Consider the following 17764-nt stretch of genomic DNA (forward strand, 5'->3'; position numbering starts at 1 on the left):
TATTTTAAAAGATATATTCTTTCAGTCTAAAAACTTTAGCAGGATGATATACAAAACCCGAAAGAACGTATTACTATTGAACATCTCTTTTACTTTCTACAGTATACTCATTTGCTCTTCATTTTAAAACAAAAAAAGACATATAAAATAGCAGGATTCAAGAAATAAAACAAGAAATTTATATACAAAAGCCGAGCTCTTTTTACACCCTTAGACATCGATTTTCCTTGTATAATCATTACATAATATGCTCACTCTGTTTCCTTACAAAATGTCTATTTGTTTAGACGTTTAAACACTTTGTGTTCAATTCCTCCTTGTTAACGTATAACATTTGAATTGGCACAATTCTTGCAAAAAAATAGATGATCAAAAAGGAGGATGTAGATAATGGAAACTAAATTTGCAAATGTAAAAAAACAAAACTTTATTACCATAGTAGAGGTAAATAATGCCCCGGCAAATGCCTTATCATCTGCGTGCATAGCTGAATTACGATCTATCTTTTCAATGCTTGCTGAAGATGACGAAACAAGAGCTATTATTCTAACTGGTGCTGGACGTTTTTTCGTAGCAGGTGCCGATATTAAAGAATTTGTTTCGGCACTGGGAGACCAAGAGAAAGGATTAGCAATGGCAACAGCAGGACAGGCACTTTGTGACGAAATAGAAGCCATGAAGAAGCCGGTTATTGCTGCCATAAACGGTCCTGCTCTTGGCGGTGGATTAGAGCTAGCTATGGGATGTCATTTTAGAATTACATCAGATAATGCTATCCTTGGTTTACCAGAATTAAAACTTGGATTACTCCCAACCTTTGGCGGTACGCAACGCCTTAGCAGAATAACAAATATGGCAACAGCTTTAGACTTAATTTTAACGAGTAAACAAGTAAGCGGAAAAGAAGCGGCCGAGCTCGGTCTCGTTCAATTAGTCGTTTCCCAAGAGGAACTGTTACCAACCGCTCTCCTAATTGCTCAATCATACTTAGATGGAAAAAGCATGACTAGCATCACTCGTGCGATAGAATGTATTACACAAGGATATAACGAAAATATGGTTGAAGGCTTGAAAAGAGAGCGCGAAAAATTCTCTGAGTTATTTGTAACTGATGATGCTAAAGAGGGCATTCAAGCTTTCGTAGAGAAGCGAAAACCTAATTTTAGACATTCATAAAAGGAGGACATATTATGACTGATCAAGTTCTATTTTCGATTCACGCAAATGGCGTAGCTACTATTACATTAAACCGCCCAAAAGCATTAAATTCAATCTCATATGAAATGATAGGACCTATTACACAAAAACTAAAAGAATGGGAATCTGATGATCAAATTCATCTTGTCATTATAAAAGGCGCAGGTACGAAAGGACTTTGTGCTGGAGGTGACATTAAAACTCTTTACGAAGCTCGTTTACATGAATCTGCCATGCAAAAAGCAGAACAATTTTTTGAAGATGAATTCCAATTAGATATGCTTGTTTATAAGTTTTCTAAACCGATTGTCGCATGTTTAGATGGCTTTGTTATGGGCGGAGGCGTTGGACTCACTTACGGAGCTAGTCATAGAATTGTTACTGAGCGAACAAAATGGGCTATGCCAGAAATGAATATTGGTTTTTTCCCTGATGTCGGATCTGCTTATTTCTTAAATAAAGCGCCAGGGCATACAGGGGGTTATTTAGCATTAACAGCTTCTGTCATTAAAGCTCCTGATGTACTATATATAAATGCTGCAGACTTTTACATGACAAGTGATAATTTGAATACTTTTCTTAATCATATCGAACAAATTGATTGGCATGCAAAAGACATACATACAGCATTAACACAGCTAATCGATGACTATTCTGAGCTTCCTGCTAATGAAAGTGAACTGTCATCATTCCAAACAGAGATTAATAAGCACTTTTCTTATCATACTGTTGAAGAGATTATTCATTCTTTAGAAAAAGATGGGACCCATTTTGCAACTCAAACAAAAGAAATAATGTTGTCAAAATCCCCATTCTCCTTAAAAATAACCTTAAAACAATTTATTGATGGAGAAGAGAAGACATTAGAAGAATGCTTTGCTACTGATCTTGTGCTCGCTAAAAACTTTCTGAGACATGAAGACTTTTTCGAGGGAATACGCTCGGTTGTTATAGATAAGGACCAAAATCCGCAATATAAATATAAACATTTAGAAGATGTTTCAGAAGAGATTGTAAATAACTTCTTCAATCTTCTAAGAAGCTAATTATACAAAATAAAGCTTATGTTATTAAAAAAAGTGTCCAATATCATGGACACTTTTTTTACATTTTTCTTAAAACCAGCGTTCTGTTACTACTTTTTTACGTGTATAAAATTGTACACCATCTTTTCCATTTGTACCTAAGTCACCGTAGAAAGAAGCTTTATTTCCTGCAAATGCGAAAAATGCCATTGGAGCTGGAACGTTTACGTTTACACCAATCATCCCTGCATCGATATTATCACGGAATGTTTGTGCGTGTTTACCACTAGACGTATAAATGACTGCACCATTTGCAAATTTTGATTGGTTTGTAAGCTTAATTCCTTCTTCTAAATCCTTTACTCTCACAATGCTTAATACTGGAGCAAAAATTTCATCTTGCCAAATTTTCATATCTTGATTCACACCATCAAAGATTGTTGCTCCAACGAAATAACCTTCCCCAACTTCTTCATTAATTTTACGGCCATCTACTAATAAAGTAGCTCCATCTGCTACACCGCTATTAATATAGCCTAGTACACGCTCTTTATGAGATTCACGAATTAATGGACCTACATAATTTTCTTCATGGAAACCATCACCGACTTTTAATTTACGCGTTTCTGATACAAGTACATCAATGAATTCATCAGCAATCTCATCCACTACCGCTACAACAGAGCATGCCATGCAGCGTTCTCCACTGCTCGCAAATGCAGAACCAATGACACCTTGTACTGTCTTTTCAATATCGCAGTCCGGCATAACAATTGCATGATTTTTCGCTCCTGCAAGTGCTTGTACTCGTTTGCCATATTTTGTTCCTGTTTCGTATACATAGCGTGCAACTGGCTCAGATCCAACAAATGAAACAGCTTGAATATCTTTATTTTCTAAAATGCTATTTACAACATCTTTTCCACCTTGTACTAAGTTTAAAACCCCTTTCGGGAAGCCCGCTTCATAGAATAATTCTACTAGTCTTTCTGCTAAAAGCGGCGTTCTTTCAGATGTTTTTAATACAAATGTATTACCGCAAGCGATTGCTAATGGGAACATCCATAGTGGAATCATCATCGGGAAGTTGAACGGTGTAATACCAGCAACAACTCCAATTGGGTACCTCCAAATTGAACCATCAATTCCACCTGCAATATTTGGAAGTGCTTGCCCCATCATTAAATTTGGTGTTGATGTTGCCAGCTCTACAGCTTCAATCCCTCGCTGCACTTCGCCAGTTGCATCTTTTAATGTTTTACCATTTTCTAATGTAATGATTTTTGCAAGCTCATCTTTGTTTTCTTGTAAAAGTTGTAAATATTTATATAGCTGTCTTGAGCGATTTGGAACTGGTACTTTAGACCATGTTTCATATGCTACTTTTGCAGCTTCAACAGCACGATCCACATCTTCTTTTGGAGAAAGTGGAACATAAGCAATTATTTTCCCAGTCGCAGGATTCGGAACAGCTTCCACTTCTGTGCCAGTAGATTCTACCCATTCACCATTAATATGATTTTTCACGCGTTTAATTTCTGTTGTAATCATTGTATTCGCTCCTTTTTATTTTTTATATTTGCTAGTATTCATTGTTATTTATGACTAGAGATTAATTGTTCACTTACCTTTTGATATAAAGCAGCCATATCTTTTTCACCATATCCCGCTTTACCAGCTTCATCATACAAATTCAAAAGCATTTCACTCACTGGTAAGTGAAGCTCACCTTCTTTTGCTAAATCAACTGCAAATCCTAAGTCTTTCTTTAGTAGATTTACAGTAAATCCTGGTTCATAGTTTTCTGGCGCAATAAAGCTTTTATAATTGCGCTCATAAATTCTACTTTGTCCATAACTCACATTTAAAATATCAAACATTTTATCTAAATCCATATTGTTCTTCTTTGCTAATGTCAGAGCTTCACTAACACCCGCTGTATAAAAACCAATTAATAAGTTATTAATCAATTTTACAGTCGTACCACTATCAATTTGCTCACTCACATGAAATATATTTGCTCCCAATACTTCCATCACTGGTAAACCTTTTTCATATACTTCTTTTGGTCCACCAACCATAAAAGTTAATGTGCGGTTTTCCGCTCCAATCACTCCACCACTAACCGGCGCTGCTAAGAAATCGACTTTTTTATCCTTCGCAGCATCTGCAAGCTTTTTATTTAGTTGCGGAGCTACTGTGCTTGTATCAATTAAAACAACATTCGAATGACTATTCTCAATTAAACCTTCTTCTCCAAAATAAACAGCTTCAACAGCTCGCGGTGACGGTAAACTTGTAAAAATCAAATCGCATGTTTCTGCTAATTTTCCAATTGATAAACCGATGATTCCCCCTTCTTTCTCGAAGGAAGCTTCAGCATCTTTATTTAAATCGACTCCATATACCGTATAATTTGATTTGACTAAATTTTTAGACATTGGAAGACCCATATTACCTAAACCGATAAAACCAATCTTTCTCATACTGCTCTCCTCCTATTTAAACAATATATTTCCCGCGATTTATAATCGTTTTTGCAATTTCTCTCTTTTTCGTAAACAAGTTCGTGTATAGAGGTACTGACAGTTGACGAATTTCATCTAGAATGGCGTTTCTAGTTTGCTCTTCTTGCACCGCTGCAGAAAGAAGAACAATTGCTGCTGATTCTACTTTTCGATATCCTTCTTCACAAAGCACATCCGTTATAAACTGTTTTGTACGTTCTTTTTCTTCACCATTTTTACTTATCGCTTTCTTTGTACGTAAAAATGCCGATTCCATTACATATACATCTTTCAACATGTCTGCTAACACGCGTGAATATTCTTGTTCTTGTTCGATTTTTAATTCAGGAGTTCGAGATAGCGTTTTCAAAGATTGCTTCAATAATTGTTTCGATAATAAAATATAACGATGATTTCGTTCTACATTTTCAAATGTGTCTTCATCTACTTGGTCCCCTAATTGTTTCGTTTGTTTCATTAACATTTTTGCAACTGTTAAGCGGTTAATTTCATTCGTTCCTTCAAATATACGGCTAATTCTAGCATCACGATATAATCGTTCTACTTCATATTCTTGCATATAACCATAACCACCATGAATTTGTACCGCTTCATCCACAATATTTCCAAGTGTTTCTGAAGCATTCACTTTGTTGATCGCACACTCCATTGCAAATTGAGACATTTTCTGCATAATACCTTCATCACTCTCATGAATTGCTTCATCAATTACGCCTGCTGTTCGATAAGCTGCGCTCTCTGCACTGTATGTAGCGATAATCATATTTGCAATTTTCTCTTGAATCATCGTGAAATCAACTAATTCTGTTTGAAACTGTTTTCGTTCTTTTCCGTATTGAACAGATAGGCCAATCGCTTGCTTTGCTGTTCCAATATTTCCGAAAGCAAGTTTCAATCTAGCAAAATTGAGAATATTAAGAGCTACGTGATGTCCCTTTCCTACTTCCCCTAGTACATTTTCAGCAGGAATGACGACATCCTCTAAAATCAATGTCGCAGTTGAAGAACCTTTAATACCCATTTTCTTTTCTTCTAGGCCAATCGAAACGCCTTCACATGTTCTTTCGACAATAAATGCTGTCATTCCTTTATTTGTCTTTGCAAAAACAACATATACGTCAGCCATATGAGCATTTGTAATCCATTGTTTTTCACCATTTAATGTCCAAGCTGTTCCTTCTTCATTTAAGACAGCACTTGTTTTTGCACTTAATGCATCAGATCCAGCATTAGGTTCTGTTAAAGCATAAGCTCCAATCCATTCACCTGATGCAATTTTAGGTAAGTATTTTTCCTTCTGCTCTTTTGTTCCGTAATATATATATGGCAGCGTTCCTACTCCAGCATGAATATTAAAAGAAACACTAAAGGCTCCTGCATATCCCATCTTTTCCGCCACAAGTCCAGAAACTGCTTTCCCTAATTCAAATCCACCATACTCTTCTGGAACCTCTATACTCAACAATCCAAGTTCTCCAGCCTTTTCAAACAACCTGCGGGAAACTTGATAATTGTGCTGCTCGATATTTTCAATTTGAGGAACAATTTCCTGTTTCACAAATTGTTCTGTTGTTTTTGCGATTAAATCTTCATCACTTGAAAAATCCTCAGGTGTAAAAAAGGTTGTATTAAGCTCCTGATTCATCGAAAAAAATTCGTCCCATTGCAACTTTGTTTTCTCCATCTGTATCCCCCTATCATTTCGGTCTTCATTTTATTTATAAGCAAAATCTATGCCAATCTAAAAACTTGATAGAACAAGGGCAAAATGAAAAGAAAACGTAAAACTGTCTAGACAGTTTTACACTTGATATAACAATTGTTTAGATTTTGAATCTTGACAATTTATTATAAAGGGTCGCCCTAGAAATCCCTAACAATGCCGCTGCTTTTGACTTATTTCCTTTTGCTTCTTTTAAAACGCGTTCAATTAATCCTCTTTCTTCCTCTTCACGCACCACTTTCATCGCTTCTTGTTTTGCTGGTAAAGACTGAATCATAGGTACTAATTTCTTTTGCTCCATATCCCGATAATAAAATTCTTCTGGTAAATCCTTAGCCCGTATATGTGCATCATCTGATAGTGCAAATAGCCTTTCTAACACATTGATTAATTCCCTGACATTACCCGGCCAATTATAATGGAACATAAGGCGTAATACCTCTTTATCAAGTGTCTTTTCTTCGGCACCATACATTTGACATAACTTTTGTAAATGTTCTTCGACAATGAGTGGTATATCTTGTTTTCGAAAGCGAAGCGGTGGAATATGAATCGGAATAACATGAAGACGATGATATAAATCCTCCCTAAAGGTTCCTTCTCTAACCATTTGTTTTAAATCTTTATTTGTCGCTGCGATTAGTCTGAAATCAACAGGAATTGGATGTGTACCACCTATTCTTTCTATTTCCCTTTCTTGTAAAACACGTAAAATTTTCACTTGCGTTAATAGAGACATATCGCCAATCTCGTCTAAAAATAATGTTCCATGATTTGCAAGTTCAAACTTCCCTGCCTTCCCATTCTTTTTCGCACCTGTAAAAGCACCTTCTGCATAACCAAACAATTCAGATTCTAGTAAATTATCAGGAATAGCAGCACAGTTCACACTAATAAACGGACCGTTTTTTGTTATACCGGTATCATGTATAGCACGTGCAAATTGCTCTTTACCAACACCGCTTTCCCCAGTAATTAATACGGATGCTTTTGATCCAGCTGCTTTTCGAGCCATTTTTTTCGTTTCAGAAATTGTTTGGCTTTCTCCAAGAATATCTTCAAATCGAATCTGCTTCTTTTTCGGTTTAGAAAACGTTGGTTTGATTGTCCTATCCTTTTGATCAAATCGTTCTAGTATTTTATAAATATCTGAAATCCCTTCATGAATAAGCATCCCTACAGCACCTATCACTCTTCCCTGCTTCCAAATTGGCATCCGGTGCACAACTAGATTCTGTCCTTGCAGACGGTGTACTTGATTTCTTTCTGGTACTCCTGTTTTTAATACAACTGGAAGCCGCGTATTCTCAATTACATTTTCAGCGTGCTGTCCAATTGCTTCTTCTTTTGTTACACCAACAAAGCGACTGTACGTTTCATTAAACATTTGGATAACTCCATTTTCATCTACAATCGCGATTCCTTCATATGCAGTATCAAAGCAAAGTTTAAACCACTCTATCGTTTGATGTGCACATTCGATTTCTTGAACCAAACCTTTGTGAAACGCTAATAATTCCTTGTTACTGACCACTCCTTTGAGCTCTCTGTTTTCCTCACAAGTAACATAAAGTGGGATATTCTCCAACTTGCTTAAAGAAAACTCTTCCCGTACCTTATAGAAAGAATGCCTGAGTATAGTAACAATTGGTTCATCCCACTCTGAGTGATTCTCTAACCACTCTACACAATCAATGAGTTTCACAACTCCAATCACATGATTATTTTCTAAAACAGGGAGTTCTGTACTCTCTGATTCAGCTAGTAGTCGTAATGCTTCTCGAATCGTATTATCTTTCCTCAAAATATACGGATCCTGCTTCATCCAGTTTCGAACAGAGTCATATTTTGCAGCCATCATAACTTGATTTCCCCTCCTTTAGAATGTCTATTCCTCTCTTTTACTATCTGTACACACGCTAGTTTCTTTTTAGAAAGGAACTAATATTATGATAAAGTGGAACTACATAAATAAAGATTTTGTTTCTTCTTCGTTCAAAAACTTTTATCAATCTCATTTTTACTATCCGTTAATATGACAAAAAAGCGATGATTTATTTCACATCAAGCAGGTATTTTTGCTAAAAATGTGTATCATCGCTTTCTTATTTTATCCCGCTATTTTGGGGCAGTAAGACTCCCATCCTCCACGATTCAAAGAAGAGCGAGGAAGATAGATGGGCGACAACTGCTGGCATGCGCCCGATTGCTTTAACATATCCAGCAATGAGGGAGATGCCCCTCTACTGCTAGAAGTTTCACTTTATCTATTGCCCCTCAGATAAGATTGTTTTTGCAATTCCTTTATCTAATTCTTCAAAATCATGATACGAAATCGTTTCATATAATTCACTTCTTGTTTGCATATCAGAAAGCCCTTCTTTTTGCGATCCTTCTTCTTTTATAAGATGAAAAATACGCTCATAAGCTTTTGCTGCTACGCGAAGAGACGTCACTGGATATATGACCATTTGATAACCGATATTAGCAAACTCTTCAGCAGTATAATACGGTGTTTTTCCAAATTCGGTCATATTAGCGAGTAAAGGTACTGTTACTTTCTTCGTAAATAAACGAAACTCTTCTTCTGACTGCAAAGCTTCTGGGAAAATAGCATCTGCACCTGCTTCAATGTATGCAATTGCTCTCTCAATCGATGCATCTAAACCTTCAACTGCACGAGCATCCGTACGAGCTACAACAACCATTGATGGTGCTACTTCTTTTATTACTTTAATTTTTTGTTGCATTTCTTCAATGGAAACAAGTTTTTTCCCATTGAGATGTCCACACTTTTTAGGAAGTTGCTGATCTTCAATTTGAACAGCGGCTACATTTGCTTCCACCATCTCTACAGCAGTTCTCGCTACATTTAACACTCCACCAAATCCTGTATCAATATCGACAAGAAGAGGTAAATCCGTTGCTCTAACAAGATCTCTTGCTCTTTCAGCTACTTCAGTAGATGTTACAATACCTAAATCTGGTAAACCCTTACTTGCTGTATAAGCAGCTCCTGATAAATAAAGAGCTGAAAATCCAGCATTTTTTGCAACAAGAGCAGCCATCGCATCATGTGCACCAGGAATTTGCAAGATTTCAGGCGCCTCTACTAAAGCACGGAATCGATTGGCAAGTTCTTCTTGTGTTGACTGTTTATTTACAACCCAAGCCATTCTTATTCCCCCTATACTTAAATTAAGAAAAGATCTACAAATTCATTCACATTCATATTTTCTAATTTTTCTTCATTCAAACAAGCTTCATGAATTTTTTCTTGTTGTTTATTAGAATAATGAACAGCCATATTTGCAGAGAACTTTTGAACTACCTTTGGAATCGCTTCGTCTCTACGGAAACGGTGACCTAATGGATATTCGCATTCTACGTTTTCTGTTACTGTACCATCTTTAAAATGAATTTGAACAGCGTTGGCGATTGAGCGCTTGTTCGGATCAAGGTAATCTAAACTGTATTGTTTATTTTCAACAACAACCATCTTATTTCGTAATTCATCTACGCGAGGGTCAAAAGCTACTTCATCCTCATAATCATCTGCAACAATGTCGCCTTTTAATAAACCGATTGCAGTAATGTATTGCAAGCAATGATCGCGGTCAGCTGGGTTATTTAATGGACCCTCTTTATCAATAATACGAACTGCTGATTCATGTGTCGTAATTGTAATACGGTCAATTTCATCTAATCGTTCTTTCACTTCTGGATGTAATTTCACTGCACATTCTGCAGCTGTTTGAGCATGGAATTCTGCTGGATATGATACTTTAAACAATACATTTTCCATTACATAAGAATCTAAAGGTCTTGCTAATTTTAGTTCTTGCTTGTTAAACAATACATCTTGGAATCCCCATCCTGGAGCAGATAATGCTGTTGGGTAACCCATTTCACCTTTTAATGCAGTAAGTGCAAGATGAACACCACGGCTTGTTGCATCCCCAGCTGCCCATGACTTACGTGAACCTGTATTTGGAGCATGACGATATGTACGAAGACTAGAGTTATCAATCCATGCATGAGACAATGCATTAAAGATTTCTTCACGCGTGCCACCAAGCATTTTAGTAACAACTGCTGTTGTCGCTACTTTTACGTATAACACATGGTCAAGACCAACACGGTTTAAACTATTTTCTAACGCAAGTACACCTTGAATTTCATGTGCTTTAATCATCATTTCAAGTACATCTCGTACTTTTAATGGTTCTTTTCCTTCTGAAATACGAACGCGGCTCACATAATCTGCAACAGCTAAAATACCACCTAAATTATCAGACGGATGTCCCCATTCTGCTGCAAGCCATGTATCGTTATAATCTAACCAACGAATCATACATCCGATATTAAAGGCACCGCGTACTGGATCAAGTACAAATGATGTTCCCGGTACACGTGTACCATTTGGCACAATTGTTCCTGGTACAACTGGTCCTAGTAATTTCGTACACTCTGGATATTGCAGTGCTAGAATTCCACATCCAAGCGTATCAAGTAACACATAGCGTGCCGTACTGAATGCTTCTGAGCTTGTCACCTCTTTATTTAGTACATAATCCGTAATTTCTTCTAAAATTGCATCTTTTTGTTTAATTTCATTTGTTTTAATCACGCTATCCTTCCCTTTCTGTCGACAATTCGTTATTATTAAGAATGGGTGTCGGTCAAACACCCACCTGGCGGGCGGCCTTAACAACTCCCCAGTTGTTTTTATTTGCTAAGCACATGTCGCTCGCCAATATAATTTACACGTGGGCGGAACAATCGATTATTTGTATGTTGCTCAATCACATGCGCACATAAGCCTACCGTTCTTGAACTGAAAAAGATTGGTGTGTACAGTTGAATTGGAATACCTAACATCCAATAGACTGGAGCAGCATAATAATCTAAGTTTGGATAGATTCCTTTTTCCTTCTCCATAATCTTTTCTCCAGCTTCACACATTTCATATAATGTATAATCGCCTTTCACATCACATAACTGTTTTAATGCTTCCTTCATCATGAGTGCTCTTGGATCTATCTTCTTCATGTAGACGCGATGTCCAAATCCCATAATTTTTTCTTTGTTATACAGTTTCTTTTGCAGTAATTCTTCAAATTTCTCAACAGTACCCGCTTCAAGCAGCATGTACATTACTGCCTCATTGGCACCTCCATGTAAATTACCTTTTAAAGAAGCAACCGCTCCGGTTAAAGCACCGTATAAATCTGATTGTGTAGACGCAATTACTCTAGCCGTAAAAGTAGAATTAGGCATCTCGTGTTCACTATACAGAACAAGTGATTTATCAAATATTTTTTCTTCTAATGCAGAAGGTTTCTTACCCGTAAGCATATGGAAGAAGTTCGCACTATAAGATAACTCTTGCATTGGTTCAATTGGTTCTTCATTATTCAAAATTCGATAACTGTTAGCTACTATATTCGGCACTTTACTTAACAATTTATAAGCACGTTTTTTATTAACATCCAATGAGCGATCATCAATTTCATTGTCATAGCCAGAGAGCGCAGAAATTCCCGTGCGTAACCCGTCCATCGGGTGCGTTTGTTTTGGCAATGCTTTTAAAACATCAAAAACACCAGTAGGAACTTCATATTCATGCTTTAGCGTTTCTTCTAATGCCGCTTTTTCATCCGAATTAGGAAGTTTCTCCTCTAATAAAAGATGAACAATATCTAAATAACTTTTTGTTTTAGATAACTCAATCAAGTCATACCCTTGAATAACGATTTCTCCTTTTTTTGTATCAAGAAAAGAAATCTTTGTCTCTGCTGCAACTACCCCATCAAGTCCTGGAAAATAATTATTTTCAGCTCCCATTTTACCTTCCTCCCATCCAAATAGATCTTCGTTTACATTTCTGTAAGCCTTTCCAAGATTGCACAAATATATTTCCCACAATATTCTCCTCTAGCTATTTCATCCACTAATAAAGAATACGCGGTAAGCAGCGTACAAGGTTTTTCTATGTTTAGATCGTTCATAATAATAGTTTTGAAAGAGTTGAGAAATCTGGCACATGTTCCAAACAAAGAACTTCCTATAGCTCCATACTTATTAATCAATTTCGAAAATAAAAAAGCAACTTCCCAAGAAGCTGTTACTATACGAAGAGATACTAAAAAATACAGTTTCTACCTTCGCACTTAACACCTCCTATCCACATAGGCTATGATGTGTACTAAAACGGGCAAGGGCCTAACAAATACAGCTACTGGACAGCCTAACTCCCCTTTTAAAAAGCTAGAACAACCATTGTATCTCTACCCGTTTTATATCTCTTTCATTTTCCACTCAAATATATCAGACTTTTTGAACAATTACAATTTATTTTATATTATTAATTTTCTGATATTTTATCAATTTGTTTTATTAATATATTTTTCATTTTCATTTAACTTCTGGCTTTCTAATAATGAATTGCAGCTTTCGTCAATGGATAGATACCTCCTTTCATATCATGATTTTCAATAAAAAAAGATAGCTACACGCTATCCTTTTTACATATTTATATCGTACTAACGGGCAGTAAGACACCTACCTCAAAGTTGGAGCAACCCAAAGAAGGTAGGTGGAAGATAACTACCAATAAAGCCCGACTGGACGGGACTTCCATCAGTGGCGGATGTCCCCCACTGATGGAAGTTTCACTTTATACTTGTAAATTCTACTTCAACCATGACCCGACAATCGGATATTGAAAAGGTCGATCTTTTATCGCACGAATGATACCGATGATTGGAGTAATTAAGGCCATTAATCCAAAAATAATTAAGAACGGAATTCCAATTAATATCCAAGAAAAAAATACTGAAATAGCAATTAATACACCTATTACAAAATGAAATATAACTGCCTGTAATGATAAACTTTTAATTTCTCGATCGGAACTAACAAGAAATATAATAAACGGAACTAATACAGGTGCAAACCAAGTACTAGCATGAATGAATATTTTCAGTCCTTTATGCTCCATTTAAAAATTACTCCTTCTCATTTATTTTTCCTTATTATGTAATATTTTATAGTATATCCTATTGGATGTGAATGAATCTTAAGACTGATTTATATTCATTCAAAAGTTGGATAATTTTATTAGCTTTTATTAGCACTATTTTGATTGCTACGAGACCAGACAATGACTGGGATAAGCAGTAGTGAAAGGATAGCTCCGGCAAATGAAAGGGTTGTGTAACTAGAATGAGCGACGACCATGCCTGATAGCGCCCCCCCAGATGCCCCCGCCAAAGCGATTAATACATCAACAGATCCTTGCGTCTTTGCGCGAACGGTTGGAGTAGTTGCATCCACAATGAGCGCAGTACCGCTAATCAAACCAAAGTTCCAACCAAGCCCAAGCAAAGCGAGAGCGATGATGAGTACTAACATAGAATCAGTAGGTGCAACAGCGGCAAGAACACCAGCAGCAAGTAGAGTGATACCAGAAGCGATTGCCATCGCAGTACGTCCAATCTTATCTACGAGGATACCAGTCAAAAGAGATGGTAGGTACATTGCACCGATATGAAAACCAATTACCAGCCCTACCTCTTTCAAGCCATGTCCATGATGCCCCATATGTACAGGTGTCATTGTCATAATTGAAACCATGACAATCTGAGTTAAGACCATGATTGTGGCACCAACAACAATTTCTCGCTTTTTTATTGCTAGTTTACTAGAACTCTCATCTAAATGAGTACTCTCGTTCGTTCCCTGCACATCTGCAATTGCTTTCGCAACAACGAGAGGGTCTGGGCGAAGTAGAGCTAGAAGGACCAAACCAGCAAGGATATAAGCTGCAGCTGCCAAAATGAACGGACCGGCTAGTGCAGGGACTTTAATCATTATTGCAAATCGACCCATTACATCAACTAAATTTGGCCCTGCGACGGCACCTAAGGTGGTTGATACCATTGCAATACTGATTGCTGTTGCTCGCTGTGTAGAATTTGCTAAATCTGTACCTGCATAGCGAGCTTGTAAATTTGTAGCAGTTCCAGCACCATAGATGAGTAATGAAGAAAAAAGAAGTACAAGATTATTAGTTAATGCTGAAATCACTACTCCGATTGCGCCGATACCGCCAGCCAAAAATCCTGCCGCGAGTCCTAAACGTCGTCCAAAACGCTGAGAGAGTCGCCCTACAAGTAGTGCTGCCCCAGCAGAACCTAAAGTGAACAACGCAGACGGAACCCCTGCAAAACTATCTGTACCTAGCATGTCTTGTGCAAGAAGTGCTCCGACGGTTACACCTGCTGCAAGTCCCGCACCACCGAAAATTTGTGAAATAATAACGATGATCAACGTCCTTCGATATAACTGTCGCTGTTTTTCTGGAGAATCAATGTAACTTTGTAACCAAGCCGGTTGGTTTTCTAAAGCTTTTGAATCATCAACTTTTTGTAACATCACTCAGTCCACCTTTCATAGGAACTGACTTTGCATATTGTATAAACCAATTGTTAAAGTCTTCTTTCCGATAAGATCTCAATACGAATCTCTCATTTTCAGAACACAAGCTAAATTCTCTCAAATTAATTCTCCTAACCTCTCATTATTTACACTTATTCACTAAACAAAAAGTTCTGATAATAACAATTTATCATATTACTTCACTACCCACTAATATTCATTTCACTTTAATCAATTTTTCAGCTATTTTGTGTCTCCTTTACATTTAACATTTTAAAAAACGCTCCAATTTTGTTCCTTGTTTTAAATGTAAAGATACACAGACTGCTGCACAATGAAATAAATAGACTCATATCATACTCCATATACCTAGACATATTCCGAAGCAGAAAGGTGGGAAAACAATGACCTCTTATATAGATTACACCTCCCCTTCTATCCAATTCGCTCAAGATGTAAGTAAAAGTAATTTTTTCACAAAGGATGCGCAAAATTATATAAACGTGTTAGGGATTCAACAATTAAATACATTAGATAATACATCTTTACTAGACATTTTTTTAAGCACGGATAATGTTATAGAGCCTCATGTACACCAAAATGCCGCTGAACTCGTTTATTGTATTTCTGGTGCAGCTGTCGTTTCCTTACTTAACCCATTTACGAATCAAATTCTTAATTTCCCTATAAAGCCGGGTCAAGTTACTAATGTACCGCAAGGTTGGTGGCATTATGAAATTGCCACTGTAGACAATACACACTTATTAGCCATTTTTAATGCTCCTACTCCAGAAGTTATTTTTGGATCAGATATTTTAAGATTAACTCCATCCAACGTAATGGCTCATACTTATTGTCTCAATGAACAGCAATGGAAACAGGCAGTAGCTCCTATTCAATCTACTACTGTAATTGGCCCTCCAAAAGACTGTAATCAAAATCGAAATACAATACAGCATATACCCAATCAAAATCAAACACATACACAACATCCATCTTATTATTACCAACAACAAATTCCATTTCATCCATATTGGGGGTATTAATATAGAAAACTATTTTTAAAATCCATTAATAATATAGATATTTACAAACACTCCATACTTAACTGTTAGTTTTCCAATTTCTTTATACTTTATATAAGGACAATAATGTCAGTAAGAAAAGCTGCCTCTCATGAGCCAGCTTTTCTCATTATATATGTGAAATCCACATTCCATACCTCGGATACATTGCTTGCAACTTCGCAAATGTCTCATCACACCATGTCTTTGAATTAAAATCACCAACTGCAATGCGATGATTCCCATCATCTAGACACTGTACCCAAACACCATAACCAGGTAATACTTCTTTAATTTTTTTCACTACATCTGCAGTCCACTTAATAGAATCAAAATCCCCTACATAAATACGATAGGACTCCCTGCCTATAAACCATTCTAACGGCTTGTCCCCTGTTAATAGGTTCACATCAACTTTCCCAATCCCTTCAACATAACCATTATCACTGTATTGCCACAAGTCACTCGCATAATCAGGTTTTACCTGTGGTGTTCCGTCATTTGTTCCATAACGAGGTAACCATATGAAATCTGCATTCACATTTTGCAATCCGTAAGATCCATACATATAGTTCGATACATATAAACCTACTTTCCATCCAGCCTCCTTACATGTATCAATAAAGGTTTGTGACGCTTCTGCTAGATTAGCAGCTCCACAATTCGTTAAAGTGTCTTCCTCGACATCTAGGACTAGAAATTCAGCATTAGGGCTTACACGGTTCATAAAGTCTTTCGCCTCTACAATAGCATCTGCCGCGGTTACATAGCATCCGTAAGCATAAGCTGCATGGGGAATACCTCGTGCTTCTAAATGTTCCACATGGTCTGTATATATCTCGTCTACTTTTTTGGAACCATACTGCACACGGCAGATTGCTAAGTCAATGTGCTGAGCAGCTATATCCCAATTTATATTTTCATTCCATTTTGAAATATCTATGATATATCCCATGATTTATTTTCTCCTTGTGGATTATTGTATTCGATAGCTTGTCTCATGATCTGTATAAACGCTTAGAACAACAACAAATCCTTCTTGTTTTATCATTATCTCAGTACATCCCACTTAATTTTGTTCTTCTTTTTTCATTAGGACACATCATACTTTATAAGCTGTTCCATTCAATATATATCTCCTCCCCTCACACTACTTTTCTACTTCAATTACATTTCTTCATATATATAAAACACTATGCTATAATTTGGTGAAACAATATTGCATTTTCTTTTAAATTCTTCACCTAGTAAACATAATTCTTCTTGTGTAACATTAGTAAGCTTAGGCATAAAATGGGTCATCCTTCCATGCAGTATGCATGGAAGGATGACCCATTTCGTTAAATTTTATTCATTTCCTTAACTTGATGGCTATAACCCGTTTTATAGATGCCTTTTTAATTCCATCACTTATATACATTAAGTATTACTGTAAAACGCTGATTGCCATGAGGTACAACTTGATGAATCTCAACGTATTGTGCTTCAGACTCACGACGAGTATTCTCATTCAATTTTAACAAAGCTTGAGTCAACGTTTCTCCTTCATGAAGTTCTAACTCATCATAACCTTGTTGTTTAATCATCCATCCCGCTCCTTTCACCAATTTAATTTACATTTTGCAAATGTTGAATTCATCAGAACGAATGGAAATGTTGCAAGTCATTTCCAAGATAGTGGTTTTACATTTTTTAAACATAACATTAGTGTAACTATGCTCAATAAGATGCAAAACAGTATGACGAATACGATTATTATCACACTCGCCGCACTGGAATATGTCT

General features: G+C 36.6%; 14 protein-coding genes. 3 read left to right on the plus strand and 11 right to left on the minus strand.

The window, feature by feature from the left end; all coding sequences use genetic code 11:
* Positions 1–390 precede the first annotated feature (390 nt).
* Both AB1279_RS13550 and AB1279_RS13555 read left to right on the plus strand, forming a co-directional pair.
* Positions 391–1176 (plus strand): enoyl-CoA hydratase-related protein, encoded by a 786-nt coding sequence (locus AB1279_RS13550; protein WP_429759316.1) that lies wholly within the window; start codon positions 391–393, stop codon positions 1174–1176.
* 14 nt (positions 1177–1190) lie between these two features.
* Positions 1191–2243: an enoyl-CoA hydratase/isomerase family protein gene (locus AB1279_RS13555; RefSeq protein ID WP_429749991.1), complete on the plus strand. Its 1053-nt coding sequence runs from the start codon at positions 1191–1193 to the stop codon at positions 2241–2243.
* A 69-nt stretch (positions 2244–2312) separates the two neighbouring features.
* On the opposite strand, the gene AB1279_RS13560 is transcribed toward AB1279_RS13555, so the two are convergent.
* From AB1279_RS13560 to AB1279_RS13600, 9 genes are all read right to left on the minus strand, one after another.
* Entirely contained in the window at positions 2313–3773 is a 1461-nt protein-coding gene (locus AB1279_RS13560; protein ID WP_429759317.1) for a CoA-acylating methylmalonate-semialdehyde dehydrogenase, read from the minus strand.
* 44 nt (positions 3774–3817) lie between these two features.
* Positions 3818–4708, minus strand: coding sequence for an NAD(P)-dependent oxidoreductase (locus AB1279_RS13565; RefSeq protein WP_429759318.1), 891 nt, complete (start codon positions 4706–4708; stop codon positions 3818–3820).
* A 16-nt stretch (positions 4709–4724) separates the two neighbouring features.
* Positions 4725–6434 (minus strand): acyl-CoA dehydrogenase family protein, encoded by a 1710-nt coding sequence (locus AB1279_RS13570; RefSeq protein ID WP_429759319.1) that lies wholly within the window; start codon positions 6432–6434, stop codon positions 4725–4727.
* A gap of 139 nt (positions 6435–6573) precedes the next feature.
* Positions 6574–8334, minus strand: a complete 1761-nt coding sequence (locus AB1279_RS13575; protein WP_429759321.1) for a sigma 54-interacting transcriptional regulator — start codon at positions 8332–8334, stop codon at positions 6574–6576.
* A gap of 406 nt (positions 8335–8740) precedes the next feature.
* Positions 8741–9649, minus strand: a complete 909-nt coding sequence (prpB, locus tag AB1279_RS13580; protein ID WP_336480511.1) for a methylisocitrate lyase — start codon at positions 9647–9649, stop codon at positions 8741–8743.
* Between the two features lie 17 nt (positions 9650–9666).
* The gene (gene prpD, locus AB1279_RS13585) at positions 9667–11103 is read right to left on the minus strand and encodes a 2-methylcitrate dehydratase (protein WP_336480510.1); all 1437 of its coding nucleotides are present in this window, start codon (positions 11101–11103) and stop codon (positions 9667–9669) included.
* A 98-nt stretch (positions 11104–11201) separates the two neighbouring features.
* Positions 11202–12320, minus strand: a complete 1119-nt coding sequence (gene mmgD / locus AB1279_RS13590) for a citrate synthase (protein ID WP_429750004.1) — start codon at positions 12318–12320, stop codon at positions 11202–11204.
* Positions 12321–13167: 847 nt separating this feature from the next.
* Positions 13168–13476: a DUF4870 domain-containing protein gene (locus AB1279_RS13595; protein WP_429750006.1), complete on the minus strand. Its 309-nt coding sequence runs from the start codon at positions 13474–13476 to the stop codon at positions 13168–13170.
* 119 nt (positions 13477–13595) lie between these two features.
* Positions 13596–14912 (minus strand): MFS transporter, encoded by a 1317-nt coding sequence (locus AB1279_RS13600; protein ID WP_429759322.1) that lies wholly within the window; start codon positions 14910–14912, stop codon positions 13596–13598.
* 407 nt (positions 14913–15319) lie between these two features.
* Here AB1279_RS13600 and AB1279_RS13605 point away from each other — a divergent pair, with 407 nt between their 5' ends.
* Positions 15320–15961 (plus strand): cupin domain-containing protein, encoded by a 642-nt coding sequence (locus tag AB1279_RS13605; RefSeq protein ID WP_429759324.1) that lies wholly within the window; start codon positions 15320–15322, stop codon positions 15959–15961.
* A 148-nt stretch (positions 15962–16109) separates the two neighbouring features.
* On the opposite strand, the gene AB1279_RS13610 is transcribed toward AB1279_RS13605, so the two are convergent.
* Both AB1279_RS13610 and AB1279_RS13615 read right to left on the minus strand, forming a co-directional pair.
* Positions 16110–16934, minus strand: coding sequence for a GH25 family lysozyme (locus tag AB1279_RS13610; protein WP_429759326.1), 825 nt, complete (start codon positions 16932–16934; stop codon positions 16110–16112).
* Between the two features lie 451 nt (positions 16935–17385).
* The gene (locus AB1279_RS13615) at positions 17386–17565 is read right to left on the minus strand and encodes a hypothetical protein (RefSeq protein WP_230575800.1); all 180 of its coding nucleotides are present in this window, start codon (positions 17563–17565) and stop codon (positions 17386–17388) included.
* Between the last annotated feature and the right edge of the window lie 199 nt (positions 17566–17764).

This window comes from Bacillus sp. S14(2024), from assembly GCF_050473785.1.
Classification (GTDB): domain Bacteria; phylum Bacillota; class Bacilli; order Bacillales; family Bacillaceae_G; genus Bacillus_A; species Bacillus_A yunxiaonensis.

What these genes read in the sequence shown, in the direction of transcription:
- AB1279_RS13555 (WP_429749991.1), top strand. Translation starts at nt 1,191, where the DNA reads ATGACTGATCAAGTTCTATTTTCGATTCACGCAAATGGCGTAGCTACT.
- AB1279_RS13615 (WP_230575800.1), bottom strand. Translation starts at nt 17,565, where the DNA reads ATGATTAAACAACAAGGTTATGATGAGTTAGAACTTCATGAAGGAGAA.
- AB1279_RS13610 (WP_429759326.1), bottom strand. Translation starts at nt 16,934, where the DNA reads ATGGGATATATCATAGATATTTCAAAATGGAATGAAAATATAAATTGG.
- AB1279_RS13565 (WP_429759318.1), bottom strand. Translation starts at nt 4,708, where the DNA reads ATGAGAAAGATTGGTTTTATCGGTTTAGGTAATATGGGTCTTCCAATG.
- mmgD (WP_429750004.1), bottom strand. Translation starts at nt 12,320, where the DNA reads ATGGGAGCTGAAAATAATTATTTTCCAGGACTTGATGGGGTAGTTGCA.
- prpB (WP_336480511.1), bottom strand. Translation starts at nt 9,649, where the DNA reads ATGGCTTGGGTTGTAAATAAACAGTCAACACAAGAAGAACTTGCCAAT.
- AB1279_RS13575 (WP_429759321.1), bottom strand. Translation starts at nt 8,334, where the DNA reads ATGATGGCTGCAAAATATGACTCTGTTCGAAACTGGATGAAGCAGGAT.
- AB1279_RS13600 (WP_429759322.1), bottom strand. Translation starts at nt 14,912, where the DNA reads ATGTTACAAAAAGTTGATGATTCAAAAGCTTTAGAAAACCAACCGGCT.
- AB1279_RS13560 (WP_429759317.1), bottom strand. Translation starts at nt 3,773, where the DNA reads ATGATTACAACAGAAATTAAACGCGTGAAAAATCATATTAATGGTGAA.
- AB1279_RS13595 (WP_429750006.1), bottom strand. Translation starts at nt 13,476, where the DNA reads ATGGAGCATAAAGGACTGAAAATATTCATTCATGCTAGTACTTGGTTT.
- AB1279_RS13605 (WP_429759324.1), top strand. Translation starts at nt 15,320, where the DNA reads ATGACCTCTTATATAGATTACACCTCCCCTTCTATCCAATTCGCTCAA.
- AB1279_RS13550 (WP_429759316.1), top strand. Translation starts at nt 391, where the DNA reads ATGGAAACTAAATTTGCAAATGTAAAAAAACAAAACTTTATTACCATA.
- AB1279_RS13570 (WP_429759319.1), bottom strand. Translation starts at nt 6,434, where the DNA reads ATGGAGAAAACAAAGTTGCAATGGGACGAATTTTTTTCGATGAATCAG.